Source organism: Pseudomonas sp. R45(2017), from assembly GCF_002112305.1.
GTDB classification, from domain to species: Bacteria; Pseudomonadota; Gammaproteobacteria; order Pseudomonadales; family Pseudomonadaceae; genus Aquipseudomonas; species Aquipseudomonas paraglycinae.
Genome location: NZ_NEHH01000007.1, coordinates 172,195 through 196,901, shown reverse-complemented (window position 1 = coordinate 196,901; position 24,707 = coordinate 172,195). Strand labels below are relative to the sequence as shown.

General features: G+C 61.6%; 28 protein-coding genes. 16 read left to right on the top strand and 12 right to left on the bottom strand.

Features of this window, described 5'->3' with window-relative positions; translation table 11 throughout:
- Nucleotides 1-84 precede the first annotated feature (84 nt).
- Nucleotides 85-651 carry a nitroreductase family protein gene (locus tag CAF74_RS17730; protein ID WP_085747150.1) on the top strand — a complete coding sequence of 189 codons (567 nt, stop codon included), beginning with the start codon at nucleotides 85-87 and terminating at the stop codon, nucleotides 649-651.
- A 289-nt stretch (nucleotides 652-940) separates the two neighbouring features.
- On the opposite strand, the gene CAF74_RS17725 is transcribed toward CAF74_RS17730, so the two are convergent.
- The 6 genes from CAF74_RS17725 to CAF74_RS17700 form a co-directional block, all read right to left on the bottom strand.
- Complete coding sequence (locus tag CAF74_RS17725; protein WP_085747149.1) at nucleotides 941-2,281, bottom strand: HAMP domain-containing sensor histidine kinase; 1,341 nt, start codon at nucleotides 2,279-2,281, stop codon at nucleotides 941-943.
- A 67-nt stretch (nucleotides 2,282-2,348) separates the two neighbouring features.
- Complete coding sequence (locus tag CAF74_RS17720) at nucleotides 2,349-2,798, bottom strand: Spy/CpxP family protein refolding chaperone (protein WP_085747148.1); 450 nt, start codon at nucleotides 2,796-2,798, stop codon at nucleotides 2,349-2,351.
- Nucleotides 2,799-2,934: 136 nt separating this feature from the next.
- A complete protein-coding gene (locus tag CAF74_RS17715; RefSeq protein WP_007958370.1) occupies nucleotides 2,935-3,612 on the bottom strand; it encodes a response regulator transcription factor in 678 nt (225 codons plus the stop codon).
- 7 nt (nucleotides 3,613-3,619) lie between these two features.
- Nucleotides 3,620-4,030, bottom strand: coding sequence for a translation initiation factor 2 (locus tag CAF74_RS17710; RefSeq protein ID WP_085747147.1), 411 nt, complete (start codon nucleotides 4,028-4,030; stop codon nucleotides 3,620-3,622).
- A 120-nt stretch (nucleotides 4,031-4,150) separates the two neighbouring features.
- Nucleotides 4,151-4,450 carry a YciI family protein gene (locus CAF74_RS17705; protein ID WP_011333002.1) on the bottom strand — a complete coding sequence of 100 codons (300 nt, stop codon included), beginning with the start codon at nucleotides 4,448-4,450 and terminating at the stop codon, nucleotides 4,151-4,153.
- 1 nt (nucleotide 4,451) lies between these two features.
- Nucleotides 4,452-5,048 (bottom strand): septation protein A, encoded by a 597-nt coding sequence (locus CAF74_RS17700; protein ID WP_085747146.1) that lies wholly within the window; start codon nucleotides 5,046-5,048, stop codon nucleotides 4,452-4,454.
- Nucleotides 5,049-5,135: 87 nt separating this feature from the next.
- On the opposite strand from CAF74_RS17700, the gene CAF74_RS17695 reads away from it, so the two are divergent.
- The 9 genes from CAF74_RS17695 (at nucleotide 5,136) to arfB (ending at nucleotide 13,547) form a co-directional block, all read left to right on the top strand.
- Nucleotides 5,136-5,999: a PHP domain-containing protein gene (locus tag CAF74_RS17695; RefSeq protein ID WP_085747145.1), complete on the top strand. Its 864-nt coding sequence runs from the start codon at nucleotides 5,136-5,138 to the stop codon at nucleotides 5,997-5,999.
- 13 nt (nucleotides 6,000-6,012) lie between these two features.
- Entirely contained in the window at nucleotides 6,013-6,642 is a 630-nt protein-coding gene (locus CAF74_RS17690) for an L-threonylcarbamoyladenylate synthase (RefSeq protein WP_102686021.1), read from the top strand.
- Between the two features lie 120 nt (nucleotides 6,643-6,762).
- On the top strand, nucleotides 6,763-7,461 hold the full coding sequence (locus CAF74_RS17685) for a ScpA family protein (RefSeq protein ID WP_170844946.1): 699 nt from the start codon (nucleotides 6,763-6,765) through the stop codon (nucleotides 7,459-7,461).
- A gap of 11 nt (nucleotides 7,462-7,472) precedes the next feature.
- On the top strand, nucleotides 7,473-8,480 hold the full coding sequence (gene scpB / locus CAF74_RS17680; protein ID WP_085747144.1) for an SMC-Scp complex subunit ScpB: 1,008 nt from the start codon (nucleotides 7,473-7,475) through the stop codon (nucleotides 8,478-8,480).
- Nucleotides 8,481-8,482: 2 nt separating this feature from the next.
- On the top strand, nucleotides 8,483-8,674 hold the full coding sequence (locus tag CAF74_RS17675; protein ID WP_085747143.1) for a DUF1289 domain-containing protein: 192 nt from the start codon (nucleotides 8,483-8,485) through the stop codon (nucleotides 8,672-8,674).
- A 153-nt stretch (nucleotides 8,675-8,827) separates the two neighbouring features.
- Nucleotides 8,828-10,045, top strand: coding sequence for a 23S rRNA pseudouridine(2605) synthase RluB (rluB, locus tag CAF74_RS17670; protein ID WP_085747142.1), 1,218 nt, complete (start codon nucleotides 8,828-8,830; stop codon nucleotides 10,043-10,045).
- Between the two features lie 847 nt (nucleotides 10,046-10,892).
- The gene (locus CAF74_RS17665; RefSeq protein ID WP_085747141.1) at nucleotides 10,893-12,308 is read left to right on the top strand and encodes an amino acid permease; all 1,416 of its coding nucleotides are present in this window, start codon (nucleotides 10,893-10,895) and stop codon (nucleotides 12,306-12,308) included.
- 108 nt (nucleotides 12,309-12,416) lie between these two features.
- Nucleotides 12,417-13,112 (top strand): pentapeptide repeat-containing protein, encoded by a 696-nt coding sequence (locus tag CAF74_RS17660; protein ID WP_085747140.1) that lies wholly within the window; start codon nucleotides 12,417-12,419, stop codon nucleotides 13,110-13,112.
- 21 nt (nucleotides 13,113-13,133) lie between these two features.
- A complete protein-coding gene (arfB, locus tag CAF74_RS17655) occupies nucleotides 13,134-13,547 on the top strand; it encodes an alternative ribosome rescue aminoacyl-tRNA hydrolase ArfB (protein ID WP_085747139.1) in 414 nt (137 codons plus the stop codon).
- Here the strand turns inward: arfB and CAF74_RS17650 are convergent.
- The 6 genes from CAF74_RS17650 to phhA form a co-directional block, all read right to left on the bottom strand.
- Complete coding sequence (locus CAF74_RS17650; protein ID WP_176240490.1) at nucleotides 13,544-14,731, bottom strand: MFS transporter; 1,188 nt, start codon at nucleotides 14,729-14,731, stop codon at nucleotides 13,544-13,546. The two genes, arfB and CAF74_RS17650, sit on opposite strands and share 4 nt — an antisense overlap.
- A gap of 95 nt (nucleotides 14,732-14,826) precedes the next feature.
- Nucleotides 14,827-15,006: a hypothetical protein gene (locus CAF74_RS17645; RefSeq protein WP_085747137.1), complete on the bottom strand. Its 180-nt coding sequence runs from the start codon at nucleotides 15,004-15,006 to the stop codon at nucleotides 14,827-14,829.
- A 73-nt stretch (nucleotides 15,007-15,079) separates the two neighbouring features.
- Nucleotides 15,080-15,211, bottom strand: a complete 132-nt coding sequence (locus CAF74_RS29415; RefSeq protein ID WP_007958347.1) for a hypothetical protein — start codon at nucleotides 15,209-15,211, stop codon at nucleotides 15,080-15,082.
- Between the two features lie 240 nt (nucleotides 15,212-15,451).
- Nucleotides 15,452-16,645, bottom strand: a complete 1,194-nt coding sequence (locus CAF74_RS17640; protein ID WP_085747136.1) for an amino acid aminotransferase — start codon at nucleotides 16,643-16,645, stop codon at nucleotides 15,452-15,454.
- A complete protein-coding gene (locus CAF74_RS17635; RefSeq protein ID WP_003222798.1) occupies nucleotides 16,645-17,001 on the bottom strand; it encodes a 4a-hydroxytetrahydrobiopterin dehydratase in 357 nt (118 codons plus the stop codon). Before CAF74_RS17635 ends, CAF74_RS17640 begins: the two co-directional genes overlap by 1 nt.
- Nucleotides 17,002-17,111: 110 nt before the next feature.
- Nucleotides 17,112-17,903, bottom strand: coding sequence for a phenylalanine 4-monooxygenase (phhA, locus tag CAF74_RS17630; RefSeq protein WP_085747135.1), 792 nt, complete (start codon nucleotides 17,901-17,903; stop codon nucleotides 17,112-17,114).
- 280 nt (nucleotides 17,904-18,183) lie between these two features.
- Here phhA and CAF74_RS17625 point away from each other — a divergent pair, with 280 nt between their 5' ends.
- The 6 genes from CAF74_RS17625 (at nucleotide 18,184) to flgJ (ending at nucleotide 24,691) form a co-directional block, all read left to right on the top strand.
- Nucleotides 18,184-19,746 (top strand): sigma-54-dependent transcriptional regulator, encoded by a 1,563-nt coding sequence (locus tag CAF74_RS17625; protein ID WP_085747134.1) that lies wholly within the window; start codon nucleotides 18,184-18,186, stop codon nucleotides 19,744-19,746.
- Nucleotides 19,747-19,950: 204 nt separating this feature from the next.
- Entirely contained in the window at nucleotides 19,951-20,691 is a 741-nt protein-coding gene (locus CAF74_RS17620; protein WP_007958343.1) for a flagellar basal body rod protein FlgF, read from the top strand.
- A gap of 45 nt (nucleotides 20,692-20,736) precedes the next feature.
- Nucleotides 20,737-21,522: a flagellar basal-body rod protein FlgG gene (gene flgG, locus CAF74_RS17615; protein WP_007958342.1), complete on the top strand. Its 786-nt coding sequence runs from the start codon at nucleotides 20,737-20,739 to the stop codon at nucleotides 21,520-21,522.
- Nucleotides 21,523-21,575: 53 nt separating this feature from the next.
- Entirely contained in the window at nucleotides 21,576-22,271 is a 696-nt protein-coding gene (gene flgH / locus CAF74_RS17610; RefSeq protein WP_085605729.1) for a flagellar basal body L-ring protein FlgH, read from the top strand.
- 27 nt (nucleotides 22,272-22,298) lie between these two features.
- A complete protein-coding gene (locus tag CAF74_RS17605) occupies nucleotides 22,299-23,387 on the top strand; it encodes a flagellar basal body P-ring protein FlgI (RefSeq protein WP_039765528.1) in 1,089 nt (362 codons plus the stop codon).
- A gap of 11 nt (nucleotides 23,388-23,398) precedes the next feature.
- On the top strand, nucleotides 23,399-24,691 hold the full coding sequence (flgJ, locus tag CAF74_RS17600) for a flagellar assembly peptidoglycan hydrolase FlgJ (RefSeq protein WP_085747133.1): 1,293 nt from the start codon (nucleotides 23,399-23,401) through the stop codon (nucleotides 24,689-24,691).
- The last annotated feature ends 16 nt before the right edge of the window (nucleotides 24,692-24,707 follow it).

The window sequence follows — 24,707 nt, the reverse complement described above, 5'->3', positions numbered from 1 at the left end:
TACCTGCGGTGCAAGGCATGTAAACCGACGCGTCTGGATCACTTGCAGCTAGAATAGCCGGACATTTTTTTCAGGAGGTGGCCGATGCAGGCTCTCGACGCTTTGCTCAACCGTGTTTCCGTTCCACGACTGATCGATCCGGCCCCCACCGCCGAACAGCGCGAAGTGCTGTTCGCCGCCGCGACCCGCGCACCGGATCACGGCCATTTGCAGCCGTATCGCTTCCTGACCGTCGAAGGTGCGGCGCGTGAGCAGATGGGCGAGTTGCTGGCGCAAGCTGCAAAAATGCAGGAAGGCGAAGTCACCGAAGCGATGATCGACAAGGCCCGCAACGGCCCGCTGCGGGCGCCGCTGGTGGTCGTGGTCATCGCCAAATTGCAGGATCACGTCAAATACCCGAAGGCCGAGCAGTTGCTGGCGGCGGGCTGTGCGGCGCACGGGATTCTGCTGGCCGCTTACGCGCAGGGGATTGGCGCGGTGTGGCGCACGGGTGATCTGGCTTATTCGAAACATGTCGCCAAGGGTTTGGGGCTGACGGATGACGAAGAGGTGATTGCGTTCCTGTACCTTGGCACGCCGCAGAAAGAACCGCGGGTGGCCGAGAAGGTTGATCTGGCGGAGTTTGTCAGCGCGTGGCCGGGTAAGGCTTAAAGGGCCTTAAAAGCTTAAAAAGCGCCCTCACCCTAACCCTCTCCCGGGGGGAGAGGGGACTGATTGGGGGATGCTTCAGAGGTTCACCGACCTGGAAGAGCTTTGCCGAATCCGGAATTGACTCGGTTCACGTGCTTCGGCCGAATCCGGAATTGACTCGGTTCACGTGCTTGGCAGATCCATAATCGACTCGATTTTTTCAGGTTGATGTATGACGCAAGACACCTCGGTCGGCTCCCTCTCCCTCCGGGAGAGGGCTGGGCGGGCGGCGTTCCGATGAGGGGGCTTTTCAGGGTTGCACCACAATCCCAGGCACCAGCGGCAACTCAAGACTGGCCACAAACCCGCCCTGCGGGTGATTGGCCAGCACCAGCGTCCCGCCATGCCGCTCCGCCGCCCGCCGGGCAATCGCCAGTCCCAGGCCATGCCCGGCAGCGGTCTGCCCCGGCGCCCGATAAAACGGTTCGCCCAACTGGCTTAGATGCTCGGCCTGCACCCCCGGCCCATGGTCACGCACGCTGACCACGATCCGCTCGCCCTGACGTGACGCCTGCATTTCAATCGACTGCCCCACCGGGTTGAAGCGCTGGGCATTGCGCAGCAGGTTGTCCACGGCGCGCTCGATCATGGTCGGCCAGCCTGTCAGATTGAGTGCCGGCTCGGCCTCCAGACGCACGGTCTGCTCTGGCGAGCCAAGTTGCGCGTCCTTTTGCAGGGTGGCGAGCAAGGCATTCAGATCCACGTCTTCGGCGCTGGCGTTGTCGGCATCGACCCGCGCCAGCACCAGAATTTCACTGATCAGCGCTTCCAGCCGATCACACTCGCGGGTCAGGCGCGGCCAGAGTTTTTCCCGTTCTTCCGGGCTGGCCCGTTCGGCCAGTGCCAGGGCGATGCGCAGGCGTGCCAGCGGCGAGCGCAATTCGTGGGAGACATCACGCAGCAACTGACGCTGACTGCCGATCAGGCTTTGCAGACGGGCACCCATGCGGTTGAAGTCATTGGCCAGCACACCGAATTCATCCCGACGGTTGGCCAGTTGCGCCAGGCTGTTCTGTTGATAGGTGGTCTGGCCGAGGTCATGCACTGCACCGCGCAGGCGACTGAGCGGGCGAGTGATGGAAAACGTCACCAGCAGGCTGAACAGGGTCAGCACCACCAACGCAATGCCCAGCGCACTCAATGGCCAGAGCAGGCTTTCGCGGTGCCAGGCGTCGAGTTCGGGGTGCGGGATGCGGTAGATGAAGAGGTAGGTGTCGCCGCTTTTGTCGCTGGTGAATTCGTCGGTCAGACGGCGCCATGGCAGGCGACGGTCATCGTTGTTCTGCCGCGCCTCGAAGGCGGCCGCGCGCCGGGGGAAGGTGCCGCGCACCACCGGGTCGCCGGTTTCGTTCAGCACTTGCACGTCGATGTGGTACTGGCGCTTGCGCTGTTCGAGGATGTCCTGGGCGGCGTTTTCGCCCTGGGCTTCGTAAGTCTGCGTCCATTCGGCGGCCAGAGTGTTGAGGCCCGGATGGCGGCTGAGGATCCACGCGTCCTGGTTGAGCATGTGCCCCAGCAGAATGGAAAGCCCTGCAACCAGAGCGATGGCCAGCCAGAAGCTGGCGAGGATACGCCAGAACAATGAACGCACAGAAAATCCTCAAACAAAGAAAACCCAACGGCGGTGAGCCGTTGGGTCGGGGCATGACGCTAGAACATTATTGCGCCTTTTGCGGCTGTTGCGCTTTCCAGGCTTTGAACTCGGCCCATTCGGCGCGACGCTCGGCCTGTTTCTTCTGGATCTCGTCGAATTTCTTCTGTTGATCCGGTTTCAACACGGCGCGGACATCGGACTCGGCTTTCTTGTGGTTGGCCGCCATCTCGTCCTTCATGGCTTTCTGGTCGGCTGGCGAGAGTTTCTCCAGGTATTTGTCGACCGTCTGCTTACGCTCGTGCATCTGCTCGCCCATGATCTTGCGGATCTGCTCGCGCTGTTCGCGGGACAGGTCCAGCTGGCTGTACGGGCCTTTGCCGTGCATGCCGTGCATCTGATCGCCATGGCGCGGGCCGTCCAGCGGGCCACCCATCGGGCCGCCATCCTGTGGCATGGCCATGGCGACGGTCGGCAGGGCAGCGGCAAACATCAGAGCGATAAGAGTCTTGCGCATGGTGAATCTCCTTTGTCTCGTTCCCGGTACGTTCCGGATGAGTACAGATTACGGAGATCAAGGTCAGCGGCGGTCAGCGCTGTGTAAAGCTTGGGTAAACACGTTTTCGCGCCGACCTGACAAAACTGACAGACGATCAGAGGCTGTAGTAGTAGCCACGGCTGCGCAGGGCAACGATGCGCGGGCGACCGTCGGGGTGCGGGCCGATCTTTTTGCGCAGGTTGCTGACGTGCATGTCCAGGCTGCGGTCGTACAGGGTCAGCTTGCGGCCGAGGGCGATCTGCGCCAGTTCCTGTTTGTCCAGCGGCTCGCCCGGTTGCTTGAGCAGGGCTTCGAGCAGGCGACTTTCGGACACGGTGAGGGTGAATTCCTTTTCGTCGATACTGACCACGCCGCGCACCGGGCTGAAGCTCAGGTCGCCCAGCTCGAGCTGGGTCGACACTGCGGCCGGATGACTGCGGCGCAGCACGGCGCGCAGGCGGGCGGTCAGTTCGCGCGGATCGCAGGGTTTGGCCAGGTAATCGTCGGCGCCCAGTTCCAGGCCGAGGATCCGGTCCAGCGGCTCGCCCCGGGCCGAGAGCATCAACACCGGCAGGTCGGCGTGATCGCTGCGCAATTGCTTGAGCAGTTCCAGACCGCTGCCGTCGGGCAGCATCACGTCCAGCACCACGGCCGCCGGCGCGGTTTCGGCCAGCGCCTTGCGGGCGCTCTGACCATCGTGGCAGGCCCGGACCTGAAAGCCTTCCTGGCTCAGCCAGCTACTCAGGAGTTCGCACAACTCCTGGTCATCATCAATCAGTAACAGCTCGCTCATGACTCACTCAATTTAGCCATTGCCGACGTTTTCGGCTTGCTCCACTGGCAAAGATACCGCAGAGCAGCGCCAATAGCGCTACCCCGGCCCCGGTGACGAACCATTGCTGCTGTTCGGTCAGCAGGCGCGGCAGCGGGCTGGCCTGGGCTTCCTTGAGTTGCAGCTTCAGACGCTGGTTCTCTTGGCGCAGCCGGGCGAGCTGGGCGCTTTCGCGGGTGTTGTCGGCATTTTGCAGTTGTTTGCTCAGTTCTTCCCGTTGCTGCTCGCTGGCCTTCAGGCGCTGCTGCAACTCGGTGATCTGACTGCCGGCGCTCAACGAAAGCGGTGTGGAGCTGCCGCCTTCGGTGCTTTCTTCACCATGGGCGGGCGCCACGATCGACAACGTGACCAACATCAGACACAACGGACCCTTGCGCATCGCGACTCCTGTTTCCAAATGGATATTGGGCAGGTTGTCGGCCGGCAAACGAGAATAATGAGCGATTGAGAACGCGATGAACCGACAAGGTTCATCGCGTGGGGACATTGGCGGGGGCGGCTACGGCAGGACTTGCTTGAACGGCTTGACGATCACGTTGGCGTAGACGCCGGCCGCGATGTACGGGTCGGCATCGGCCCAGGCTTGCGCCGCGCTCAGGGAGTCGAATTCGGCAACGATCAGGCTGCCGCTGAAACCTGCTGCGCCCGGATCATTGCTGTCGACCGCCGGGTGCGGGCCGGCCAGTACGATGCGGCCTTCGCCCTTGAGCACTTGCAGGCGTTCAAGGTGTGCCGGGCGCGCAGCGAGGCGGGCTTCCAGGGAGTTGGCGACGTCGGTGGCAATGATGGCGTAGAGCATGTCAGTCCTCGATTTTTGGCGTTGTGGTATCGGCGTCGTGCAGGTGACGGGACAGGTAGATGCCTTGAGCGACCAGGAACAGCACGGTCAAGCCCAGGCTGCCGAACACCTTGAAGTCCACCCAGTAGTCCTGGAAGGTGAAGGCGACGAACAGGTTGGCGGCACCGCAGAACAGGAAGAAACCGATCCAGGCGATGTTCAAACGGGTCCAGACCGGATCCGGCAGGGTCAGCGCGTGGCCCATGATGCGCTTGATCAGCAGGCGGTCACCGATGAAATGGCTGCCGATGAAGGCCAGGGCGAACAGCCAGTTGACCACCGGGGCTTTCCATTTCAGGAAGGTTTCGCTGTGAAAGGCCAGGGTCAGGCTGCCGAATACGAGGCAGGCGACCAGCGTCAGCCACTGGCTCTTCTCCAGCTTGCGCTGCTTGATGAAGATCGCGCCGTACACCACCAGGGAGCTGATGATCAGCATGGCGGTGGCACTGTAAATGCCGCCTACCGTCAGTTCATGGCCGGCAACGTCGACGGTGCGTGGATCGAGTTTGTAGACGATGAAGAACAGCAGAAGCGGGATGAAATCGATGAATTGTTTCACAGTGAGAGCCAGAAGCTGGATGTGGCGGCATAATAACAAACATATGGGCGCGCGATAGCGCCAGCTGATTTGAGGTTACACATCCCCGTGAATGTTGATTTGCACTGCCACAGCACGGCCTCCGACGGCGCCCTGGCGCCTGCGGCACTGGTTGCGCGTGCGTTCGAGAACGGCGTGCGAGTCCTTGCCCTGACCGATCACGACACCCTCGAAGGCCTCGCCGAAGCGCGCACGGCCGCCGAGGCGCTGGGCATGCAACTGGTCAACGGCGTCGAGTTGTCCTGCACCTGGGGCGGGGCGACCATTCACGTGCTCGGCTACGGTTTCGACGTCAACGCCGCGCCGCTGGTCGAGGCGATTGCCCAGTTGCACGACGGCCGCTGGCTGCGGTCTGAGGAAATAAGCCGCAAGCTCGCCCTCAAGGGCATGCCGAATGCGCTCGACGGCGCGCGGCAGATCCAGCAGGAACTGGGCGACAGCGGTAACGCGCCGGCCCGCCCGCATTTCGCCGACTGGATGGTGCGTGAAGGTTTTGTAAAGGATCGCGCCGAGGCGTTTCGCAAATGGCTCGGCGCCGGCAAGCTGGGGGACGTCAAGCAACACTGGCCGACCCTCGAAGACACCGTCGGCACGCTGCGAGCCGCCGGTGCCTGGGTCAGTCTGGCGCATCCGTGGCACTACGATTTCACCCGCAGCAAGCGCCGAAAGCTGATTGCCGACTATATTCAAGCAGGCGGGCATGCGATCGAAGTGGTCAACGGTCATCAGCCTGCGGAACAGGTGGGCAGCCTGGCAATCCTTGCCCGTGAGTTCGGTCTGCTGGTCAGCGCCGGCAGTGATTTCCATGGCCCTGGTGGCTGGTCCGAGATCGGCCAGTACCGGCCGGTGCCGGAGGACCTTCCACCCCTGTGGTGTCGGTTCAAACATGACACAGTTATTGCCGCCGTCTGAACAGGTAGAGAATGTGAGTCAATTTTTCCAGATTCATCCGGAAAACCCGCAAGCGCGCCTGATCAAACAGGCGGTCGAGATCATCCGCAAGGGCGGGGTGGTGGTCTATCCCACCGACTCTTCCTACGCAATCGGCTGCCAGATCGGCGACAAGAACGGCATCGAGCGCGTTCGACGCCTGCGTCAGCTCGACGAAAAGCACAACTTCGCGCTGATCTGCAGCGACCTGTCGCAGCTGGGCAATTACGCCAAGATCGACACCGGGACCTTTCGAATCCTCAAAGCCCACCTGCCAGGGCCGTACACCTTCATCCTCAACGCCACCCGCGAAGTGCCGCGCCTGCTGCTGCATCCGAAGAAACGCACCATCGGTCTGCGGGTGCCGAGCCATCCCATCGCGCTGGCGCTGCTGGCCGAACTGGGCGAGCCGTTGATGAGCGTGACCCTGATCATGCCGGGCGATGAAGACCCGTTGAGCGATCCGTACGAAATGCGCCAGTTGCTCGAGCATCAGGTCGACCTGATCATCGACGGCGGTTCCGGCGGTATCAAGGCCTCCACCGTGATCGACCTCACGGGCGATGATCCGGAAGTGATCCGCGTCGGTTGCGGCGATCCTGCCCCATTCATGGTCGAGGCCTGAATGTCCGCAGTGGAAACCGTTGATCCCCAGGCCGGTGCCCAGCAGGAACTGCCGTTTGCCATGGTCTATGGCCAGGCCGTCACGGAAATGCCGCTGGACCTGTACATCCCGCCCGACGCGCTGGAAGTCTTCCTCGAAGCCTTCGAAGGCCCGCTCGATCTGCTGCTGTACCTGATCCGCAAACAGAACATCAACATCCTCGACATCCCGGTGGCGGAAATCACCCGCCAGTACATGGGTTATGTCGAGCTTATGCAGTCGGTGCGTCTGGAACTGGCCGCCGAATACCTGGTGATGGCCGCGATGCTGGCCGAGATCAAGTCGCGGATGCTGTTGCCCCGGGCTGAAACCGTCGAGGACGAAGAGGACGACCCGCGCGCCGAGCTGATTCGTCGCCTGCAGGAGTACGAACGGTTCAAGGCTGCCGCCGAAGGCATCGATGGCCTGAGCCGGGTCGGTCGCGACGTGATCGTGCCCAAGCTCGACGCCCCGGAAGCCCGCGCGCGCAAACTCTTGCCCGACGTGGCGCTGGAAGAAATCCTGATGTCCATGGCCGAGGTGCTGCGCCGGGGCGACATGTTCGAAAGCCATCAGGTCAGCCGCGAGGCGCTGTCCACCCGCGAGCGCATGAGCGATGTGCTGGAGCGGCTCAAGGGCGGCGGATTTGTGCCGTTCGTCGAGCTGTTCACCGCCGAGGAGGGCAAGCTCGGCGTGGTGGTGACCTTCATGGCGATCCTTGAACTGGTCAAGGAATCCCTGATCGAGCTGGTGCAGAATGAGCCGTTCGCCGCGATCCACGTGCGAGCCCGAGCCGAATAACGAGTCCCGATATGAACCTGACTGAACCCCGCGAGCTGGCGTCCCTGCTTGAAGCCTTTCTGTTGGCCTCGGGAAAGCCGCAATCCCTCGAGCGCCTGTATGAACTGTTCGAAGAAGGCGAGCGCCCGGAACCGCCGGTCTTCAAGAAAGCCCTGACCCTGCTCGGCAAATCCTGCGAAGGCCGGGCGTTCGAGCTCAAGGAAGTCGCGTCGGGCTATCGCCTGCAAATCCGCGAGAAGTTCGCGCCGTGGGTCGGCCGGTTGTGGGAAGAACGTCCGCAACGTTATTCCCGAGCATTGCTGGAAACCATGGCGCTGATCGCCTATCGCCAGCCGATCACCCGGGGCGAAATCGAGGACGTGCGGGGCGTGGCGGTCAACACCAACATCGTCAAGACGCTGATCGAGCGCGAGTGGATTCGCATCGTCGGTTACCGCGACGTGCCGGGCAAACCGGCGATGTTCGCCACCACCAAGGCGTTTCTCGATCACTTCAACCTGAAGAACCTTGACGACCTGCCGCCGCTGGCCGAGTTGCGCGAAATCGAGGCGGATCCGGTGCTCGACTTCGACGACGCTCCCGTGCCACCGGGCTTGCAGGAGCTGGCCGACGCCAGTGCCGAGCCGGAAGAGCCGAAGGAAGAAACCAGTTTCCACACCCTTCTGCTGGAACTGGACAGCATGGAGGAGGGGATCAAGACCGACTTTGACGACTTGCTGCGTGACGGGGCGGGCGGTGAATCGATGCCGACCGGGGTTGAGTTCGATCCGGTCGAGCCGCCGGTTGAGGATGAGTTCGAAACTGAATTTGAGCATGAGCCTGAATTCGAGCCCGAGCCTGAGCAGGAAGACGATGTGCTCGGCGTGGCCGAAGCCCGGGAAAAGCTGCTGGCCGCCGTCGCCCGGCTTGAACAGCCCGAACCGGAACCCGCCGCCGAGGAAGAGTTGAGCGAAGAAGAAGCCGAGGCCCGCGCCCTGGCCGAAGCCATCGAGGCCGAACGTCGCGAGTTCGAGGATTGAGCATGAGCTCGACCAAAGACCCGTGCATCAGCGTCTGCAAGTTCAGCGACGACATCTGTCTGGGCTGCGGCCGCAGCAAGCGCGAGATACGGGCCTGGAAGAAACTCGACAAGGACGACAAGCGCACTGTGCTGGCCGAAGCCGCGCTGCGTCTGATCAAGCTCGGGGGCACCGGTCGGCGGAAAAAGAAATAACCTTGCCCTGATCGACTAGTCTCTGATGCGCGCGCGGCCACATCCGCGTATGATTCGCGACCCTTCGGCGATCCCTTCGCCCGAAAACCCAGATTTCAACGCTTCAGCGGCTCATTCAGCGCCGCTGAACAGACCACACCGGGAGGTGCCCAGATGAGTGACATCAATCAGAAAGACGACCAGGAAATCGGCCCAGCAGGCGAAAAGCTGCAGAAAGTCCTCGCCCGTATCGGCGTCGGCTCGCGCCGTGATGTCGAATCCTGGATCGCTGCCGGCCGCATCAAGGTCAATGGCAAAGACGCCACCTTGGGCCTGCGTGTCGACATGCACGACGCCATCACCATTGATGGCAAAGTCATCAAGCGCGAAGAAGCCGCCGAGTCGGTGCGCCGCGTGATCATGTACAACAAGCCCGATGGCGAGATCTGCACCCGTGACGACCCGGAAGGCCGTCCGACCGTGTTCGACAAGCTGCCGCGTCCGAAAGAAGGCCGCTGGATCAACATCGGTCGTCTCGACATCAACACCACCGGTCTGCTGATGTTCACCACCGACGGTGAGCTGGCCAACCGCCTGATGCACCCGTCCTACGAGATGGACCGTGAGTACGCGGTGCGTGTGCGTGGCGAAGTCGATGACGAGATGATCGAGCGCCTGAAGGCCGGCGTTGTGCTGGAAGACGGCCCGGCGCGCTTCACCGACATTCAACAGGCACCGGGCGGCGAAGGCTTCAACCACTGGTATCACTGCGTGGTGATGGAAGGCCGTAACCGTGAAGTGCGTCGTCTGTGGGAATCCCAGGGCCTGGTGGTCAGCCGCCTGAAGCGCGTGCGTTTCGGCCCGGTTTTCCTCAACTCCGACCTGCCGATGGGCCGCTGGCGCGAAATGAGCCAGTACGAAGTCGACGTGCTGAGCGCCGAAGTCGGCCTGACCCCGGTGGCCATGCCGCAACTGAACGCCAAGAGCAAAGACAAGCTCGACCGCATGCAGCGCAAGTCGTCGCGTCCGATGGCCCGTACCGAGCGCGTGCGCACCCTGCGTCCGGCCAACGGTGCACCGATTGGCGCCGGTCCACGTCCGGTCCGCGAGCCGCAGATCGAAGGCGAGCGTCCAGGCCGCAAGCCGGCAGCGCGTCCGGATGGCGAGCGCGGTCCACGCACTCCGCGTCCGGCCAATGGCCGTACCGAGCGGGGCGAAGGTCGCGGTACGCCGGTGGCGGATCGTCCAGCCGACACCAAGCGTCCGGCCAAGCCGGCGCCGAAGCGTCCAGGCATCAAGCTGGCTGACGATGACAAGCCGTCGGGCAAGCGCCGTGGCGCACCGGCCGGTTCCGGCCAGCGTCCGGGTTTCGGTCGCAAGAAGCCGGAATAACGCGGTTGTAAGCTTCGAGCGGCAAGCCTCAAGCTGAAAACAGAAACGCCAACCTTAGGGTTGGCGTTTTTTTTTGGACTTTTTATTTCTTTTTTCAGGCGTGTTTTTCTGGTTTTAAAACAAAAAACTTAACGCCTTTCAAATAGTTAGTCAGCTAACGTCAATCGCTGCTCCGGGCTTCGATGGGTCTGGAGTGGAAACTTTACGTTACGCACTGTCAGTGAATATTTACGAAAAGGCCGTCGCAGACCCGTAAATCGGGTGTCTTTATCAGACTGTAAGGAAAATCTGCCGGAGCCAGTCCCGCCGGGCCTTGCGCGGCGCTCTGGCGCGCTTGTTTCAGCGTCGTTTGGAAGGTGAGATGCGCTGCATGCCTGTCGTGCAGGTGCATAACAAGAAGGAGGCGCAATGAACGCCGATATCCATTTTCACTTCTCCACGTGGGGCGGATTTTCCATCGTCCACGCCGATGGCCTGCAAAGGCCTGACTCAATTTTTGCAGCCGCCCGGGCCTCCCAGGGTGGACACATGCAATCCCGGCAACCGACACGCTGATCCGGCGAGGTCTGGCAGCAGGGGGTTAGCGGTGTACAATGCGCCGCGTTTTAACTGTGACCCTCTGCGTAATCGCGCAAACCTCAAGGTTTATCCGCCTTGTTCACTCCGCCGCGTCACAAGCGTGTCGGGTTCGATTTCGTCACAGATAAAAACAAACAGGTGACGCATGACCGTTGTAAAAAAGCTGAATTCCTGGTGCCTGCGCTGGGGTTTGATCAAGGTTGGCTGAAATCGCAACCTTGCAGCAACGTCTACTGAACATCATCAAACCTTGCGTGAGACCTTTTTCATGAGTGGACAAAACTCGCAATCAGGCGAGCTGAAACGCGGCCTGAAAAATCGCCATATTCAACTGATCGCCCTCGGTGGCGCGATCGGTACCGGATTGTTCCTCGGCTCGGCCGGGGTGCTGAAATCCGCCGGCCCGTCGATGATCCTCGGCTACGCCATCTGCGGCTTCATCGCCTTCATGATCATGCGCCAGCTCGGCGAAATGATCGTCGAAGAGCCGGTGGCCGGCTCTTTCAGCCACTTTGCGCACAAATACTGGGGCGGTTTTGCCGGTTTCCTGTCGGGCTGGAACTGCTGGATCCTGTACATCCTGGTGGGCATGTCGGAGCTGACTGCGGTCGGCAAGTACATCCACTACTGGGCGCCGGAGATCCCGAGCTGGGTCACCGCTGCCGCGTTCTTCGTGCTGATCAATGCGATCAACCTGGCTAACGTCAAAGTCTTCGGTGAAGCCGAATTCTGGTTCGCGATCATCAAGGTCGTGGCGATCGTCGGCATGATCGCCCTGGGCAGTTATCTGCTGGTCAGCGGCCATGGCGGCCCGCAGGCTTCGGTCAGCAATCTGTGGTCCCACGGTGGCTTCTTCCCGAACGGCGTCAGCGGTCTGGTAATGGCCATGGCGATCATCATGTTCTCCTTCGGCGGTCTGGAAATGCTCGGTTTCACCGCAGCCGAAGCCGACAAGCCGAAAACCGTGATCCCGAAAGCGATCAACCAGGTGATCTACCGGATCCTGATTTTCTACATCGGCGCGCTGGTGATCCTGTTGTCGCTGACCCCGTGGGACAGCCTGCTGGAAACCCTCAACGCTTCGGGCGATTCCTACAGCGGCAGCCCGTTCGTGCAGGTGTTCTCGATGCTTGGCAGCAACACCGCTGCGCACATCCTCAACTTCGTGGTACTGACCGCGGCATTGTCGGTGTACAACAGCGGCACCTACTGCAACAGCCGCATGCTGCTGGGCATGGCCGAGCAGGGCGATGCGCCGAAAGCGCTGGCGAAGATCGACAAGCGCGGCGTGCCGGTGCGTTCGATCCTGGCGTCGGCGGCAGTGACTCTGGTGGCGGTGCTGCTCAACTACCTGATCCCGCAACACGCGCTGGAACTGCTGATGTCGCTGGTGGTTGCAACGCTGGTGATCAACTGGGCGATGATCAGCTTCTCGCACTTCAAGTTCCGCCAGCACATGAACAAGACCAATCAGAAGCCGCTGTTCAAGGCGCTGTGGTACCCGTACGGCAACTACATCTGCCTGGCGTTCGTCCTGTTCATCCTCGGCGTGATGCTGCTGATCCCGGGCATTCAGATCTCGGTGTACGCGATCCCGGTGTGGGTGGTGTTCATGTGGGTCTGCTACGTGATCAAGAACAAGCGCAGCGATCAACGCGCGGTGCTTGGGGCCGCGGCCAAGTAGGCAACGGACGACAACAAAATAGCCGGCTTCCGCCGGCTTTTTTGTGCCCGGTCCTATGCGAAGTGACGATAGACTGCCGGCGCCAATTGAATCGCGAAGGAGTCGGGCATGGATCAGGTGCAAACGCACTACGAGGTCGAAGGAGACGCGCTGACGCGTGATGATGTGCAGGCGTTGATCGCGTCCCAGCGCTTGCCGCTGCGGTTTATCGGGGTGGATTTCACCGATGTCGATCTGTCGCGACTGACGCTGGATCGCGCCGAGTTCCAGCGCTGCATTCTGCTGCGCACGCAATTTCTCGGTGCCCGCCTCGAAACGACTCAATGGAAGGGCTGCCGGGGTGCGCACGCGGTGTTCGAAGCGGCGCAGTTGCTGGAGGCCTCGTTCAGCAGTTGCGATTTGAACAACACACGCTGGCAGCGGGCGAAACTGGCGCAGGTCGCTTTCACCGGCTGCAAGCTGACCGGTGCCAACTTCAGTCACACCTCCAGCCTGGGTCTGTCGTTCAGTGAGACCCGACTCAACAGCGCATTTCTGGCCGGCATGTCGTTCGCCCGCACGACGTTGAACGGTCTGGATTTCTCCGATGCGGACTTGAGCGATGCCGACTTTCGCAAGGCCGAGTTCGTCGAGTGCAGTCTGGCGCATGCACGCATCAATGGCGCCAGGTTTACCGATGCCGACCTGCGCGGTGCCGATTTGAGCGGTTTTCGGCTCAACGATGCCAAACTGTTCAAAGGGGCGGTGATTTCCCGGGCCCAGGCCTCGATGCTGTTGTCCGAACTGGGGTTGTCTGTCGCTTAGCGACTTGAAGGTAGAGTTTCCATGCTGGTGATTTCCAACAATGTGCATCTGCCGGACGCAGAGATCGAACTGACGTACATCCGCGCCCAGGGCGCCGGAGGGCAGAACGTCAACAAGGTCTCCAGCGCCGTGCATCTGCGCTTCGACATTCCGGCCTCGTCCTTGCCCGAGTTCTACAAGGAGCGGCTGCTGACGCTGCGTGACAGTCGCATTACCGGCGATGGCGTGCTGATCATCAAGGCTCAGCAGTTCCGTACGCAGGAACAGAACCGCGCCGATGCGCTGGAGCGTCTGACCGAGCTGATTCTCAGCGCCACCAAGGTCGAGAAGAAGCGCCGGCCGACCAAGCCGACGCTGGGTTCAAAGAAGCGTCGGCTCGAATCGAAAACCAAGCGCGGCAGCATCAAGGCCGGGCGCGGCAAGGTGGATTTCTAGTCTTCGCGGTACTTCGCCGTGTGGCGGTACAGATAGACGCTCAATGCCAGACCGCTCAGCGCGGCGAGGGCGGCGAACAGGAATATCGAGGCAAAACCGAAGCCCGCTGCAATCGCACCCGCCAGCGGCCCAGTGACGCCCAGCGACAAGTCTATGAACAACGAATAGGCCCCGACTGCCGCGCCTCGGCTGGAGGCCGGCACCAGGTTCACGGCTTCCACGCCCAGCGCCGGGAACACCAGCGAGAAACCGAAACCGCTCAATGCCGCACCGGCCAATGCCCAATGCGCGTCCGGCGCCAGCCACAACAACAGCAGACCCAGGGTTTCCACCGACAGGCAGGCAATCGCCACGCGAAAGCCGCCGAGGCGGTTGATCAGGTTGCCGAACAGCAGCCGCGCACCAATGAAGCTGGCGCCGAACAGGCTCAGGCACAGCACCGCGTTATCCCAGTGCTGCGTGGCGTAATACAGGGTGATGAAGGTGGCGATGGTGCCGAAACCGATCGAGCCCAGCGCCAGTCCGCAGCCGTGCGGGAAGACGCGCCCGAGCACGTGCATGAACGGCAGACGCTCACCAGCCACAATCGGCGCGGCGGTTTTCGGCCAGGCCAGCAACAGCCCCAGCGTGGCCAGCAACAGAATGCTCACGCCCATGCTCCACAAGCCAAAACGGCTGACTAGCCACACCCCCAGCGGCGCACCCACCGCCAGCGCACCGTAACTGGCGATGCCGTTCCACGAGATGACTTTGGCGGTGTTGGCGGCGCCGACGCGGCCGATGCCCCAACCGATCGAGCCTGAGCCGACCAGGCTTTCAGCGCTGCCCAGCACCAGACGGCCGACGAACAGGCTGATCAGGCTCAGCAGCGGCAGGTGGGGTGTCCATGCCGAAATCAGCATGAACACACCGCTCAAGCCACACCCGGCCAGACCAATCATCACCGCACGTTTGCTGCCCTGGTTGTCGATGATCTTGCCGGCATACGGACGGCTGAGCAGCGTGGCGAGGTATTGCACGCTGATCACCAGCCCGGCGATGACCGCGCCGAAGCCCAGGTCGCTGTGCACATAACCTGGCAGCACCGCCAGCGGAATGCCGATGTTCAGGTAGCCGATGAAGGTGAACAGGACGATGGAAACGACTTGCAGCGTGACCGCCAGGGGACGCTGGGGTTCTGGCATAGAGGACGACATGAATTACGATCCACGGGAAGAGCAGAATAGATAGGCTGCTCATGATACCGATGCGGACGCGTCTGGGGCGGGTAAAAGTAAAACTATTTGGCCGGAGCGACCAATTGCGTGGTGACCAATGCGGCCAACGCGTTTTCTTCGCTGCCGAAACGGGCGAGCAGGGCGGCCTGTTTCTCGGGCGAGAGACGGCTCCAGATCTCGATCATCTTCTCGGTGGTACCGATCAGGATCTCGGCCTGTTGTTCATCGAATTCTTTGGACATGGCAGCTCAGGTTTCAGGCAGTGTGGAAAGCGCATGTTAGCGCTTTCCACACGGTCTGTACGGCGGATGTTGCTTACTCTTCGCTGTCGGCCGGACGGCTCTCGGCGGCTTCTTTCGGCTCGGGCTGTTGGGCACCGGCTTGTTGCGTGGTCGTCTGCTCAGTTTCGTGCAGGCTTGGGAAGGGGAGATTCGGAATCTCGTGCATGGTTGCGCTCCTCGCTAAGTCTGTTGATAGATCTGGTAGATCCGCGCTTTCAGAAAGCCTGCGAAGGATACAGCAGGAAAAGTGACAAACAGATTTTTAAATCCATTTGTTTCGACGGGCGGGATTGTCTAGACAAGTGCGACAGGGTGACGCAGGGCAAATGTGGGAGCGAGCCTGCTCGCGATGAGTGCGCCTGATCGTTCCCACGCGGAGCGTGGGAACGATCAAGACAAGGGGGAGTTATTTGCAGACGTTGGCGATCGCTTCTGCCAGCAAGTCGAGGCGCGTCGCATCAATCCCCGCAACGTTGGCCCGGCCCGAACTGACCATGTACACGCTGTGATGCTCGCGCAGGTTTTTCACCTGTTCCGGCGACAGACCGGTGTAGGAAAACATCCCGCGTTGCACGCCAATGTGTGCAAAACGCTCGCGCAGGCCGTGCGGTTCCAGCGCTTCCACCAGACCGCTGCGCAATTGGGCGATGCGCAGGCGCATGGCTTCCACTTCGTCAGCCCAGCGGCGTTTCAGCTCCGGGTCGGCGAGGATCGTGGCGACGACAGCCGCGCCGTGATCCGGTGGCGTCGACCACAGGTTGCGGGCGATGTGCGCCAGCTGGCTGCGGATGTCGATCAGCTTGTCAGCGGTTTTCGCGCTCACAATCAACGCACCGGTGCGGTCGCGATATAAACCGAAGTTCTTCGAGCAGGAGCTGGTGATCAGCAGCTCGGGTAACTCGGCTGCGAACAGTCGGGTTGACCACGCATCCTGCTCCAGACCGTCGCCGAAGCCCTGGTAGGCAAAGTCGATCAGCGGCAGCAGATCGCGGCGACGGACCACCTCCAGCACCCGCTGCCAGTCGTCGTGGCTCAGGTCGAAACCGGTCGGGTTGTGGCAGCACGCGTGCAGCAGCACCACATCGCCTTTCGGCACTTCATTGAGCACGGCGAGCATCGCATCGACGTCGAGGCGGTTGTCGCTGCCGACGTACGGGTAATGGCTGATCTTGACCCCGGCGGCCGCGAAAATCGTTTCGTGGATCGGCCAGGTCGGGTTGCTCAGCCACACGCCTTTGCCCGGCAGGCATTGCGCGATGAAGTCTGCCGCCAGACGCAGGGCGCCCGTGCCGCCCGCGGTTTGGGTGGCGCCGGCGCGTTGCTCGGCGATCAGTGCCGAATCGGCACCAAGCACCAGCTCGTTGATGACCTTGCCGAACAGCGGATTGCCGTGGCCACCGATGTAGGTCTTGGTGTCCTGGCTCTCGACCAGTCGCGCCTCGGCGATTTTCACCGCTTCGGGGATTGGCGTCAGGCCCTGGGCATCCTTGTAGACGCCCACGCCGAGGTCGAACTTGCGCGGGTTGGAGTCCTGCGCGTAGGCCTCCATCAGGCCGAGGATCGGATCGCCGGGCACCCGGCCGATGGCGTCGAAGTGCATTACTTGCGTCCTTCTGCAGTCTTGGCCACTTCGTCAGTGCGCGCGGCCATGATGAAGTCGTTGCGGTGCAGGCCTTTGATCGAGTGGCTCCACCAGGTCACGGTGACTTTGCCCCACTCGGTCAGCAGACCCGGGTGGTGACCTTCGGCCTCGGAGATCTCGCCGACGGCGTTGGTGAAGGCCAGCGCGTGCTTGAAATTCTTGAACAGGAAGACTTTTTCCAGCTGCATGATGCTGTCGCGTACTTCGATGTTCCAGTCAGGGATCTGCTTGATCAGGATCGGCAGTTCTTCATCGCTGACTTGTGGGGCATCGGCACGGCAGGCTTCGCAATGGGCTTGGTTCAAAGTGGACATGGTGGACTTCCTGAAATCTGAAGGTGTTTTTTTATATTGGCGGTCAGTGTCGCCACGCTAAACCAAAGTGGCGACGACGGACAGACTCACTTGTAAGCAAAAGTCGCGGGTCACGCGGCTTTTGGTTTTGGCGGAAACTTCGGTGCGTGCAGACCCAGCTGCATGCCTTGCTTGACCATGGCCATGATGTCTTCGTGGGCCAGGTCGAACAGGCGCTTGAGACTCGGCAGTACAAAATACAGCGGTTGCAGAATGTCGATGCGATACGGCGTGCGCATTGCTTCCAGCGGATCGAAGGCTTGATGCTCGGGCTCGTCCGACAGCGAGTAAACGGTTTCTTTCGGCGAAGACAGGATGCCGCCACCGTAGATGCGTTTGCCTTGCGGGGTGTCGACCAGGCCGAACTCGATGGTCATCCAGTACAGGCGCGCCAGATAAACGCGTTCTTCCTTGGTGGCTTGCAGGCCGAGCTTGCCGTAGGTGTGGGTGAATTCGGCGAACCACGGGTTGGTCAGCAGCGGGCAGTGGCCAAAGATCTCGTGGAAAATGTCGGGTTCTTGCAGGTAGTCCAGTTCTTCACGGGTGCGGATGAACGTGGCCACCGGAAACTGCTTGCTGGCGAGCAATTCGAAAAAGGTCTGGAAGGGGATCAGCGCCGGAACGCGGGCAACCTGCCAACCGGTAGTCTCGCCGAGCACCTTGTTGATCTCGCCCAGTTGCGGAATGCGGTCGTGGGGCAGACCGAGTTTTTCGATACCGTCCAGGTATTCCTGGCACGCGCGACCCTCGATCACTTTCAACTGGCGGGTGATCAGCGTGTTCCACACCGCGTGTTCTTCGGCGGGGTAGTCGATAAAACCTTGCGCATCGGGCTCGCGGGCCACGTATTGCGTCTGCTTCATACTGCTCTCCTGCGAGGGGAATTTCGTTCTTGTTATGTCCTGCGATGGACTGAGAAATACCCCGGAATGTTCGTTGTTGCAGCAGGTTGAGAACTGGTCGAGTAGGAAAAGTCTTTTTAATTCGTAAAATTTTCGTTACGCTTCGTGCGATAAGTCGTATTTGCGGTGACTGTCGGGTTTGAAAAGGCCGATGGCTGTCACATAATCTTGACGACTATCTTGCGCGCTGCGCAGAAAATTCCGGCGCCAGACCGCCTCTTCACCTGTTTCGGGCCTTTATATGCGTATCAAAGTCCACTGCCAGAATCGCATCGGCATCCTGCGCGACATTCTCAATCTGCTGGTGGAGTACGGGATCAACGTCGCCCGTGGCGAGGTGGGCGGTGAGCATGGCAACGCGATCTATCTGCATTGCCCGAATCTGATCAACATTCAATTCCAGGCATTGCGACCCAAGTTCGAGGCAATCGCCGGGGTGTTCGGCGTCAAGCGGGTAGGGCTGATGCCGAGCGAGCGGCGGCATATGGAGTTGAATGCGCTGCTCGGTGCGCTGGAGTTTCCGGTGCTGTCGATCGACATGGGCGGCTCCATCGTGGCGGCCAACCGTGCGGCGGCGCAGTTGCTCGGGGTGCGGGTGGACGAGGTGCCGGGGATTCCGTTGTCGCGTTACGCCGAAGATTTCGACCTGCCGGAACTGGTGCGCGCCAACAAATCGCGAATCAACGGCATGCGGGTCAAGGTCAAGGGCGACATCTTTCTTGCCGACATCGCGCCGCTGCAATCGGAACACGACGACAGCGAGGCCATGGCCGGTGCCGTGCTGACCTTGCACCGTGCGGACCGCGTCGGCGAGCGCATCTATAACGTGCGCAAACAAGAGTTGCGTGGCTTCGACAGCATCTTCCAGAGCTCGAAAGTGATGGCGGCGGTGGTGCGTGAAGCACGGCGCATGGCACCGCTGGATGCACCGCTATTGATTGAAGGCGAAACCGGCACCGGCAAAGAATTGCTGGCACGGGCCTGCCATTTGGCGAGTCCGCGCGGACAGTCGCCGTTGATGGCGCTCAACTGCGCAGGGCTGCCTGAGTCGATGGCCGAGACCGAACTGTTCGGCTACGGCCCCGGTGCCTTTGAAGGCGCGCGCGCCGAAGGCAAGCTCGGGCTGCTGGAGTTGACGGCGGGCGGCACGCTGTTCCTCGATGGCGTCGGCGAAATGAGCCCGCGCTTGCAGGTGAAATTGCTGCGCTTCCTGCAGGACGGCTGCTTCCGGCGGGTGGGCAGTGATGAAGAGGTTTACCTGGATGTGCGGGTGATCTGCGCAACCCAGGTCGACTTGTCGGAGTTGTGCGCGCGCGGCGAGTTTCGCCAGGATCTGTATCACCGCTTGAACGTGCTGTCGCTGCACATCCCGCCACTGCGCGAATGCCTCGACGGTTTGACGCCGCTGGTGGAGCACTTCCTCGATCAGGCCAGTCGGCAGATTGGTTGCCCGCTGCCGAAACTGGCACCGGCGGCGATGGACCGGCTCAGTCACTACCATTGGCCGGGCAACGTGCGGCAGCTCGAGAACGTGCTGTTCCAGGCGGTTTCGCTGTGCGACGGCGGCACGGTCAAGGCCGAGCACATTCGCCTGCCGGATTACGGCGTGCGTCAGCCGCTTGGCGATTTCTCCCTCGAGGGCGGGCTGGACGAGATTGTCGGGCGCTTCGAGAAGGCGGTACTGGAGCGCTTGTATTCCGAACATCCGAGCAGCCGGCAACTGGGCAAGCGGCTCGGGGTTTCGCACACCACGATTGCCAACAAGCTGCGTGAGTATGAAGTCGGCAAGGGCGCGTCCGAGTGATCACGGTCGGATCGGGTGTTTGCCGCCAAGCGGCATGACACCGCCGGTTTTTCGACTTCGATACATTTCCCTCATCCTCGCAAAATCCCTCAAGTCCTTTGTTTACCGGGCCCTCAGCCGCCAGAAAAAAGTTGGTCTGCAAATTGCTTATGGCTCAGCAGTACAGCGGTGGGCGGCAAACGTCCGGCATGCAGAGGAAAGAGTGTGGACAAGTACCTTTATGTGGCAATGACCGGCGCCAGCCAGAACGCACTGGCGCAAAAGGCTCATGCCAACAACCTGGCGAACATCTCCACCAATGGTTTTCAGCGCGACCTGGAGCAGGCGCGTTCGATGCCGGTGTTCGGTGACAGCTTTCCGGCGCGTGCGTTTGCCATGAGCGAACGGCCCGCCACCGACTTCACGCCGGGCTCGCTGGTGCAGACCGGCCGTGACCTCGACGTCGCCGTGTCGGGCAACGGCTGGATCGCCGTGCAGAACCCTAATGGCGGTGAAAGCTACGTGCGCACCGGCAGCCTCAACATCGATGCCCTCGGCGTGTTGCGTGCCGGCAACGGCATGCCGGTCATGGGCAATGGCGGGCCGATCGCCGTGCCGCCGGAGCAGCAGGTGGAAGTCGGTGAAGACGGCACCATCAGCATCCGTGCGATGGGCGAGGGGCCGCGCGTCATGGCCGAAGTCGACCGGATCAAGCTGGTCAACCCGGACATCAAGAACATGAACAAGGGCCTGGACGGTTCGATTTACACCAAGGACGGCCAGCCTGCGCCGGCCGATGCCAACGTCAAACTGGTGTCGGGTTTCCTGGAGTCGAGCAACGTCAATGCCGTTGAAGAGATGACGTCGGTGCTGGCCCTGGCCAAGCAGTTCGAACTGCACGTCAAGATGATGAATACCGCCAAAGACGACGACCAGGCCATGGCTCGGGTCTTGCAGATCAGCTAATTATCAGAACGTCGCGCCGTAAAACAGGCGCACGAGGAGAATCGAATGCTTCCGGCTCTATGGGTTGCCAAAACCGGTCTGTCCGCCCAGGACACCAACCTGACCACCATTTCCAACAACCTGGCGAACGTGTCGACCACGGGTTTCAAACGTGACCGCGCCGAGTTCCAGGACCTGCTGTACCAGATCAAGCGTCAGCCAGGCGCCCAGTCGACCCAGGACAGCGAACTGCCGTCAGGTCTGCAAGTGGGTACCGGTGTGCGCATTGTCGGCACCCAGAAAAACTTCACCGCCGGCAGCCTGCAAACCACCGAGCAGCCGCTGGACATGGCCATCGACGGTCGCGGTTTCTTCCAGATCCTGCAGCCGGACGGCACCACGTCCTACACCCGTGACGGTACTTTCCACCTCGACTCCAACGGCCAGATCGTCAACGCCAGCGGTTTCGCCCTGGAGCCGGCGATTGTCATTCCGAACAACGCCCAGACCTTCACCGTAGGTCGTGACGGCACCGTGTCGATCACCGTTGCCGGCAACGCCGCGTCGCAAGTGATCGGCAACCTGCAAACCGCCGACTTCATCAACCCGGCCGGTCTGCAAGCGGTGGGCAACAACCTGTTCCTGGAAACCGCCGCTTCCGGTGCACCGCAAGTCGGTACTCCGGGCCTGAACGGTTTCGGCACCACCCTGCAGAACACCCTGGAAACCTCCAACGTCAGCACCGTGGAAGAGATGGTCAACATGATCACCACCCAGCGCGCGTACGAGATGAACTCCAAGGTGATCTCCACCGCCGACCAGATGCTCTCGTTCGTAACGCAGAATCTGTAATCAAGTCTATGAGGCGGCCATGAGGTCGCCTGCAACACCGTGAGGTAAGGGTCATGAAGCGCTTTGTATCTGTTGTGGCATTGAGTGGGGTCGTCTCGCTCGCGGGCTGCGTCGCTCCGACGCCCAAGCCCAATGATCCTTACTACGCCCCGGTGTTGCCGCGCACACCGTTGCCGTCGGCCGCCAACAACGGCTCGATCTATCAGGCCGGTTTCGAACAGAACCTGTACAGCGACCGCAAGGCGTTCCGGGTCGGTGACATCATCACCATCACCCTGAACGAGAGGACCCAGGCCAGCAAGAACGCCAACTCGCAGGTGGCCAAGAACAGCAAGACCGGCATCGGTCTGACGTCGCTGTTCGGCAGCAGTGCGACCACCAACAACCCGATCGGCAGCAATGACCTGAGCCTGAGCGCCAGCTACGAAGGCGACCGCGCGACCAAAGGTGACAGCAAGGCCGCCCAGGGCAACACCCTGACCGGCTCGATCACCGTGACCGTTGCCGACGTGCTGCCCAACGGCATCATCGCCGTGCGTGGCGAGAAGTGGATGACCCTCAACACCGGCGACGAGCTGGTGCGGATCGCCGGTCTCGTGCGGGCCGATGACATCGCCACCGATAACACCGTGTCCTCGACCCGGGTCGCCGATGCGCGCATCACCTACTCGGGCACCGGTTCGTTCGCCGATGCGAGTCAGCCAGGCTGGTTCGACCGTTTCTTCCTCAGCCCGCTGTTCCCTTTCTAGGTGGCTACGTTGAATTTCAGAAGTCTCATGGTGGCCGCGTTCCTGTTGTCGGCGGCCTTCAATGCACAAGCCGAACGGTTGAAGGACATCGCCAGCATTTCCGGCGTGCGTTCCAACCAGTTGATCGGCTATGGCCTGGTGGTCGGTCTTAACGGCACTGGCGACCAGACCACGCAGACCCCGTTCACCCTGCAGACCTTCAACAACATGCTCTCGCAGTTCGGCATCAAGGTGCCGCCGGGATCGGGCAACGTGCAGCTGAAAAACGTTGCGGCGGTATCGGTGAGTGCCGATCTGCCGGCGTTCGCCAAGCCGGGTCAGCAGGTCGATATCACCGTGTCGTCCATCGGTAACTCCAAGAGCCTGCGCGGCGGCACTCTGTTGCTGACCCCGCTCAAGGGTATCGACGGCAACGTCTACGCCATCGCTCAGGGCAACCTGGTGGTTGGCGGTTTCGACGCTGAAGGCCGTGACGGTTCGAAGATCACCGTCAACGTTCCGTCGGCCGGTCGCATCCCTGGCGGTGCGTCGGTCGAGCGTTCGGTGCCGAGCGGTTTCAACCAGGGCAACAGCCTGACGCTGAACCTCAACCGTTCCGACTTCACCACCGCCAAGCGCATCGTCGACAAGATCAACGACATGCTCGGCCCTGGCGTGGCCCAGGCCATCGACGGCGGTTCGATCCGTGTGACCGCACCGCTCGATCCGAGCCAGCGCGTCGACTACCTGTCGATCCTGGAAAACCTCGAAGTCGATCCGGGTCAGGCGGTGGCGAAGGTCATCATCAACTCGCGTACCGGCACCATCGTCATTGGCCAGAACGTGAAGGTGTCGCCGGCCGCCGTGACTCACGGCAGCCTGACTGTGACCATCACCGAAGACCCGATCGTCAGCCAGCCGGGCCCGCTGTCCAACGGCCAGACCGCCGTGGTACCGCGCTCGCGGGTGAATGCCGAACAGGAAGCCAAGCCGATGTTCAAGTTCGGCCCGGGCACCACTCTCGACGAGATCGTCCGGGCGGTGAACCAGGTCGGCGCAGCGCCGGGTGACCTGATGGCCATCCTCGAAGCACTGAAGCAGGCCGGCGCGTTGCAAGCCGACCTGATCGTGATCTGAGGACGGCGACCATGGATATGCGCAAAAGCGGTCTGGTCAGCAGCAGCGATTCGGGTTCGTACTCCGACCTCAATCGTCTGAACCAGCTGAAGGTCGGCGACAAGAACAGCGACGGCAACATGCGCAAGGTTGCGCAGGAATTCGAATCGCTGTTCCTCGGTGAAATGCTCAAGTCGATGCGTTCGGCCACCGAAGCGCTGGGCCAGGACAACCCGCTCAACACGCCGGCCGCCAAGCAGTATCAGGAAATGTACGACCAGCAACTGGCGGTTTCCATGTCCCGCGAGGGCGGTGGTATCGGTCTGGCCGACGTGCTGATCAAGCAGATGTCGAAGAACAAACCGATGGCGCCGGGCGAGGCTGCGGCCGCATCCGCCGCCAAGCAGGAAGAAGCCAAAGCCAAGGCCGCTGCCGTAGCCACGCCGATTGCCGCCGGCACCGTGGCCACCAATGGCCCGTTGTCGCGACTCAACGGCGAGCGTCCACTGTGGGCGTCGCGTTCGGTGCATGCGCCGAACACCGAACTGACCCATCGCAATGACATGGAAATGATCAACCAGCGTCGTCTGGCGTTGCCGCCGAAACTGGCGGATCGCTTGCTCGCCGGTCTGCTGCCGTCGGCCACGCCGGCAGCGGCCACTCAACTGCCGCAACGCGCCACGACCGCCGCTGTCACCGGTTCCGGCCCGCTGTACAACGGCGACTGGCTGGACCGTGCCGAGGCAGACAAGGCTTCCGGCGGGCAGATGCAGATTTACGGCCGAGCCATGGCGCAGATCCCGCTGGCACCCGCCAAGCGCGCGTTCAGCAATGCCGACCAGTTCGTCAACACCATGCTGCCGATGGCCCAGGAAGCCGCCGCCCGCATTGGCGTCGATCCGCGTTATCTGGTGGCTCAGGCTGCACTGGAAACCGGTTGGGGCAAATCGGTCATGCGCGCCCAGGACGGCAGCAGCAGTCACAACCTGTTCGGCATCAAGGCGAGCAGCAACTGGAAGGGCGATTCGGCCCGGGCGATCACCAGCGAATTCCGCAACGGGCAGATGGTCAAGGAGACGGCCGAGTTCCGTTCCTACGCCTCGTACAAGGACAGCTTCCACGATCTGGTGACTTTGCTGCAGAGCAATAATCGTTATCAAGATGTGCTGAAGTCGGCCGATAACCCAGAACAGTTTGTACGCGAATTGCAGAAGGCCGGTTACGCGACCGACCCGAACTACGCGACGAAGATTTCGCAGATTGCCAAGCAGATGACGGTCAATCAGAACTACGCTGCGGCCGGCGTTCCAACAACGCCCTTATAAACACAAGGTAAGGTTT

What these genes read in the sequence shown, in the direction of transcription:
- arfB (WP_085747139.1), top strand. Translation starts at nt 13,134, where the DNA reads ATGCTGGTGATTTCCAACAATGTGCATCTGCCGGACGCAGAGATCGAA.
- CAF74_RS17715 (WP_007958370.1), bottom strand. Translation starts at nt 3,612, where the DNA reads ATGAGCGAGCTGTTACTGATTGATGATGACCAGGAGTTGTGCGAACTC.
- CAF74_RS17625 (WP_085747134.1), top strand. Translation starts at nt 18,184, where the DNA reads ATGCGTATCAAAGTCCACTGCCAGAATCGCATCGGCATCCTGCGCGAC.
- CAF74_RS17645 (WP_085747137.1), bottom strand. Translation starts at nt 15,006, where the DNA reads ATGTCCAAAGAATTCGATGAACAACAGGCCGAGATCCTGATCGGTACC.
- CAF74_RS17730 (WP_085747150.1), top strand. Translation starts at nt 85, where the DNA reads ATGCAGGCTCTCGACGCTTTGCTCAACCGTGTTTCCGTTCCACGACTG.
- CAF74_RS17635 (WP_003222798.1), bottom strand. Translation starts at nt 17,001, where the DNA reads ATGTCCACTTTGAACCAAGCCCATTGCGAAGCCTGCCGTGCCGATGCC.
- flgJ (WP_085747133.1), top strand. Translation starts at nt 23,399, where the DNA reads ATGGATATGCGCAAAAGCGGTCTGGTCAGCAGCAGCGATTCGGGTTCG.
- CAF74_RS17720 (WP_085747148.1), bottom strand. Translation starts at nt 2,798, where the DNA reads ATGCGCAAGACTCTTATCGCTCTGATGTTTGCCGCTGCCCTGCCGACC.
- phhA (WP_085747135.1), bottom strand. Translation starts at nt 17,903, where the DNA reads ATGAAGCAGACGCAATACGTGGCCCGCGAGCCCGATGCGCAAGGTTTT.
- CAF74_RS17660 (WP_085747140.1), top strand. Translation starts at nt 12,417, where the DNA reads ATGGATCAGGTGCAAACGCACTACGAGGTCGAAGGAGACGCGCTGACG.
- CAF74_RS17640 (WP_085747136.1), bottom strand. Translation starts at nt 16,645, where the DNA reads ATGCACTTCGACGCCATCGGCCGGGTGCCCGGCGATCCGATCCTCGGC.
- CAF74_RS17705 (WP_011333002.1), bottom strand. Translation starts at nt 4,450, where the DNA reads ATGCTCTACGCCATCATTGCCACCGACGTCGCCAACTCCCTGGAAGCC.
- CAF74_RS17710 (WP_085747147.1), bottom strand. Translation starts at nt 4,030, where the DNA reads ATGCGCAAGGGTCCGTTGTGTCTGATGTTGGTCACGTTGTCGATCGTG.
- rluB (WP_085747142.1), top strand. Translation starts at nt 8,828, where the DNA reads ATGAGTGACATCAATCAGAAAGACGACCAGGAAATCGGCCCAGCAGGC.
- CAF74_RS17665 (WP_085747141.1), top strand. Translation starts at nt 10,893, where the DNA reads ATGAGTGGACAAAACTCGCAATCAGGCGAGCTGAAACGCGGCCTGAAA.
- CAF74_RS17605 (WP_039765528.1), top strand. Translation starts at nt 22,299, where the DNA reads ATGGTGGCCGCGTTCCTGTTGTCGGCGGCCTTCAATGCACAAGCCGAA.
- scpB (WP_085747144.1), top strand. Translation starts at nt 7,473, where the DNA reads ATGAACCTGACTGAACCCCGCGAGCTGGCGTCCCTGCTTGAAGCCTTT.
- CAF74_RS29415 (WP_007958347.1), bottom strand. Translation starts at nt 15,211, where the DNA reads ATGCACGAGATTCCGAATCTCCCCTTCCCAAGCCTGCACGAAACTGAG.
- CAF74_RS17675 (WP_085747143.1), top strand. Translation starts at nt 8,483, where the DNA reads ATGAGCTCGACCAAAGACCCGTGCATCAGCGTCTGCAAGTTCAGCGAC.
- flgH (WP_085605729.1), top strand. Translation starts at nt 21,576, where the DNA reads ATGAAGCGCTTTGTATCTGTTGTGGCATTGAGTGGGGTCGTCTCGCTC.
- CAF74_RS17650 (WP_176240490.1), bottom strand. Translation starts at nt 14,731, where the DNA reads ATGCCAGAACCCCAGCGTCCCCTGGCGGTCACGCTGCAAGTCGTTTCC.
- flgG (WP_007958342.1), top strand. Translation starts at nt 20,737, where the DNA reads ATGCTTCCGGCTCTATGGGTTGCCAAAACCGGTCTGTCCGCCCAGGAC.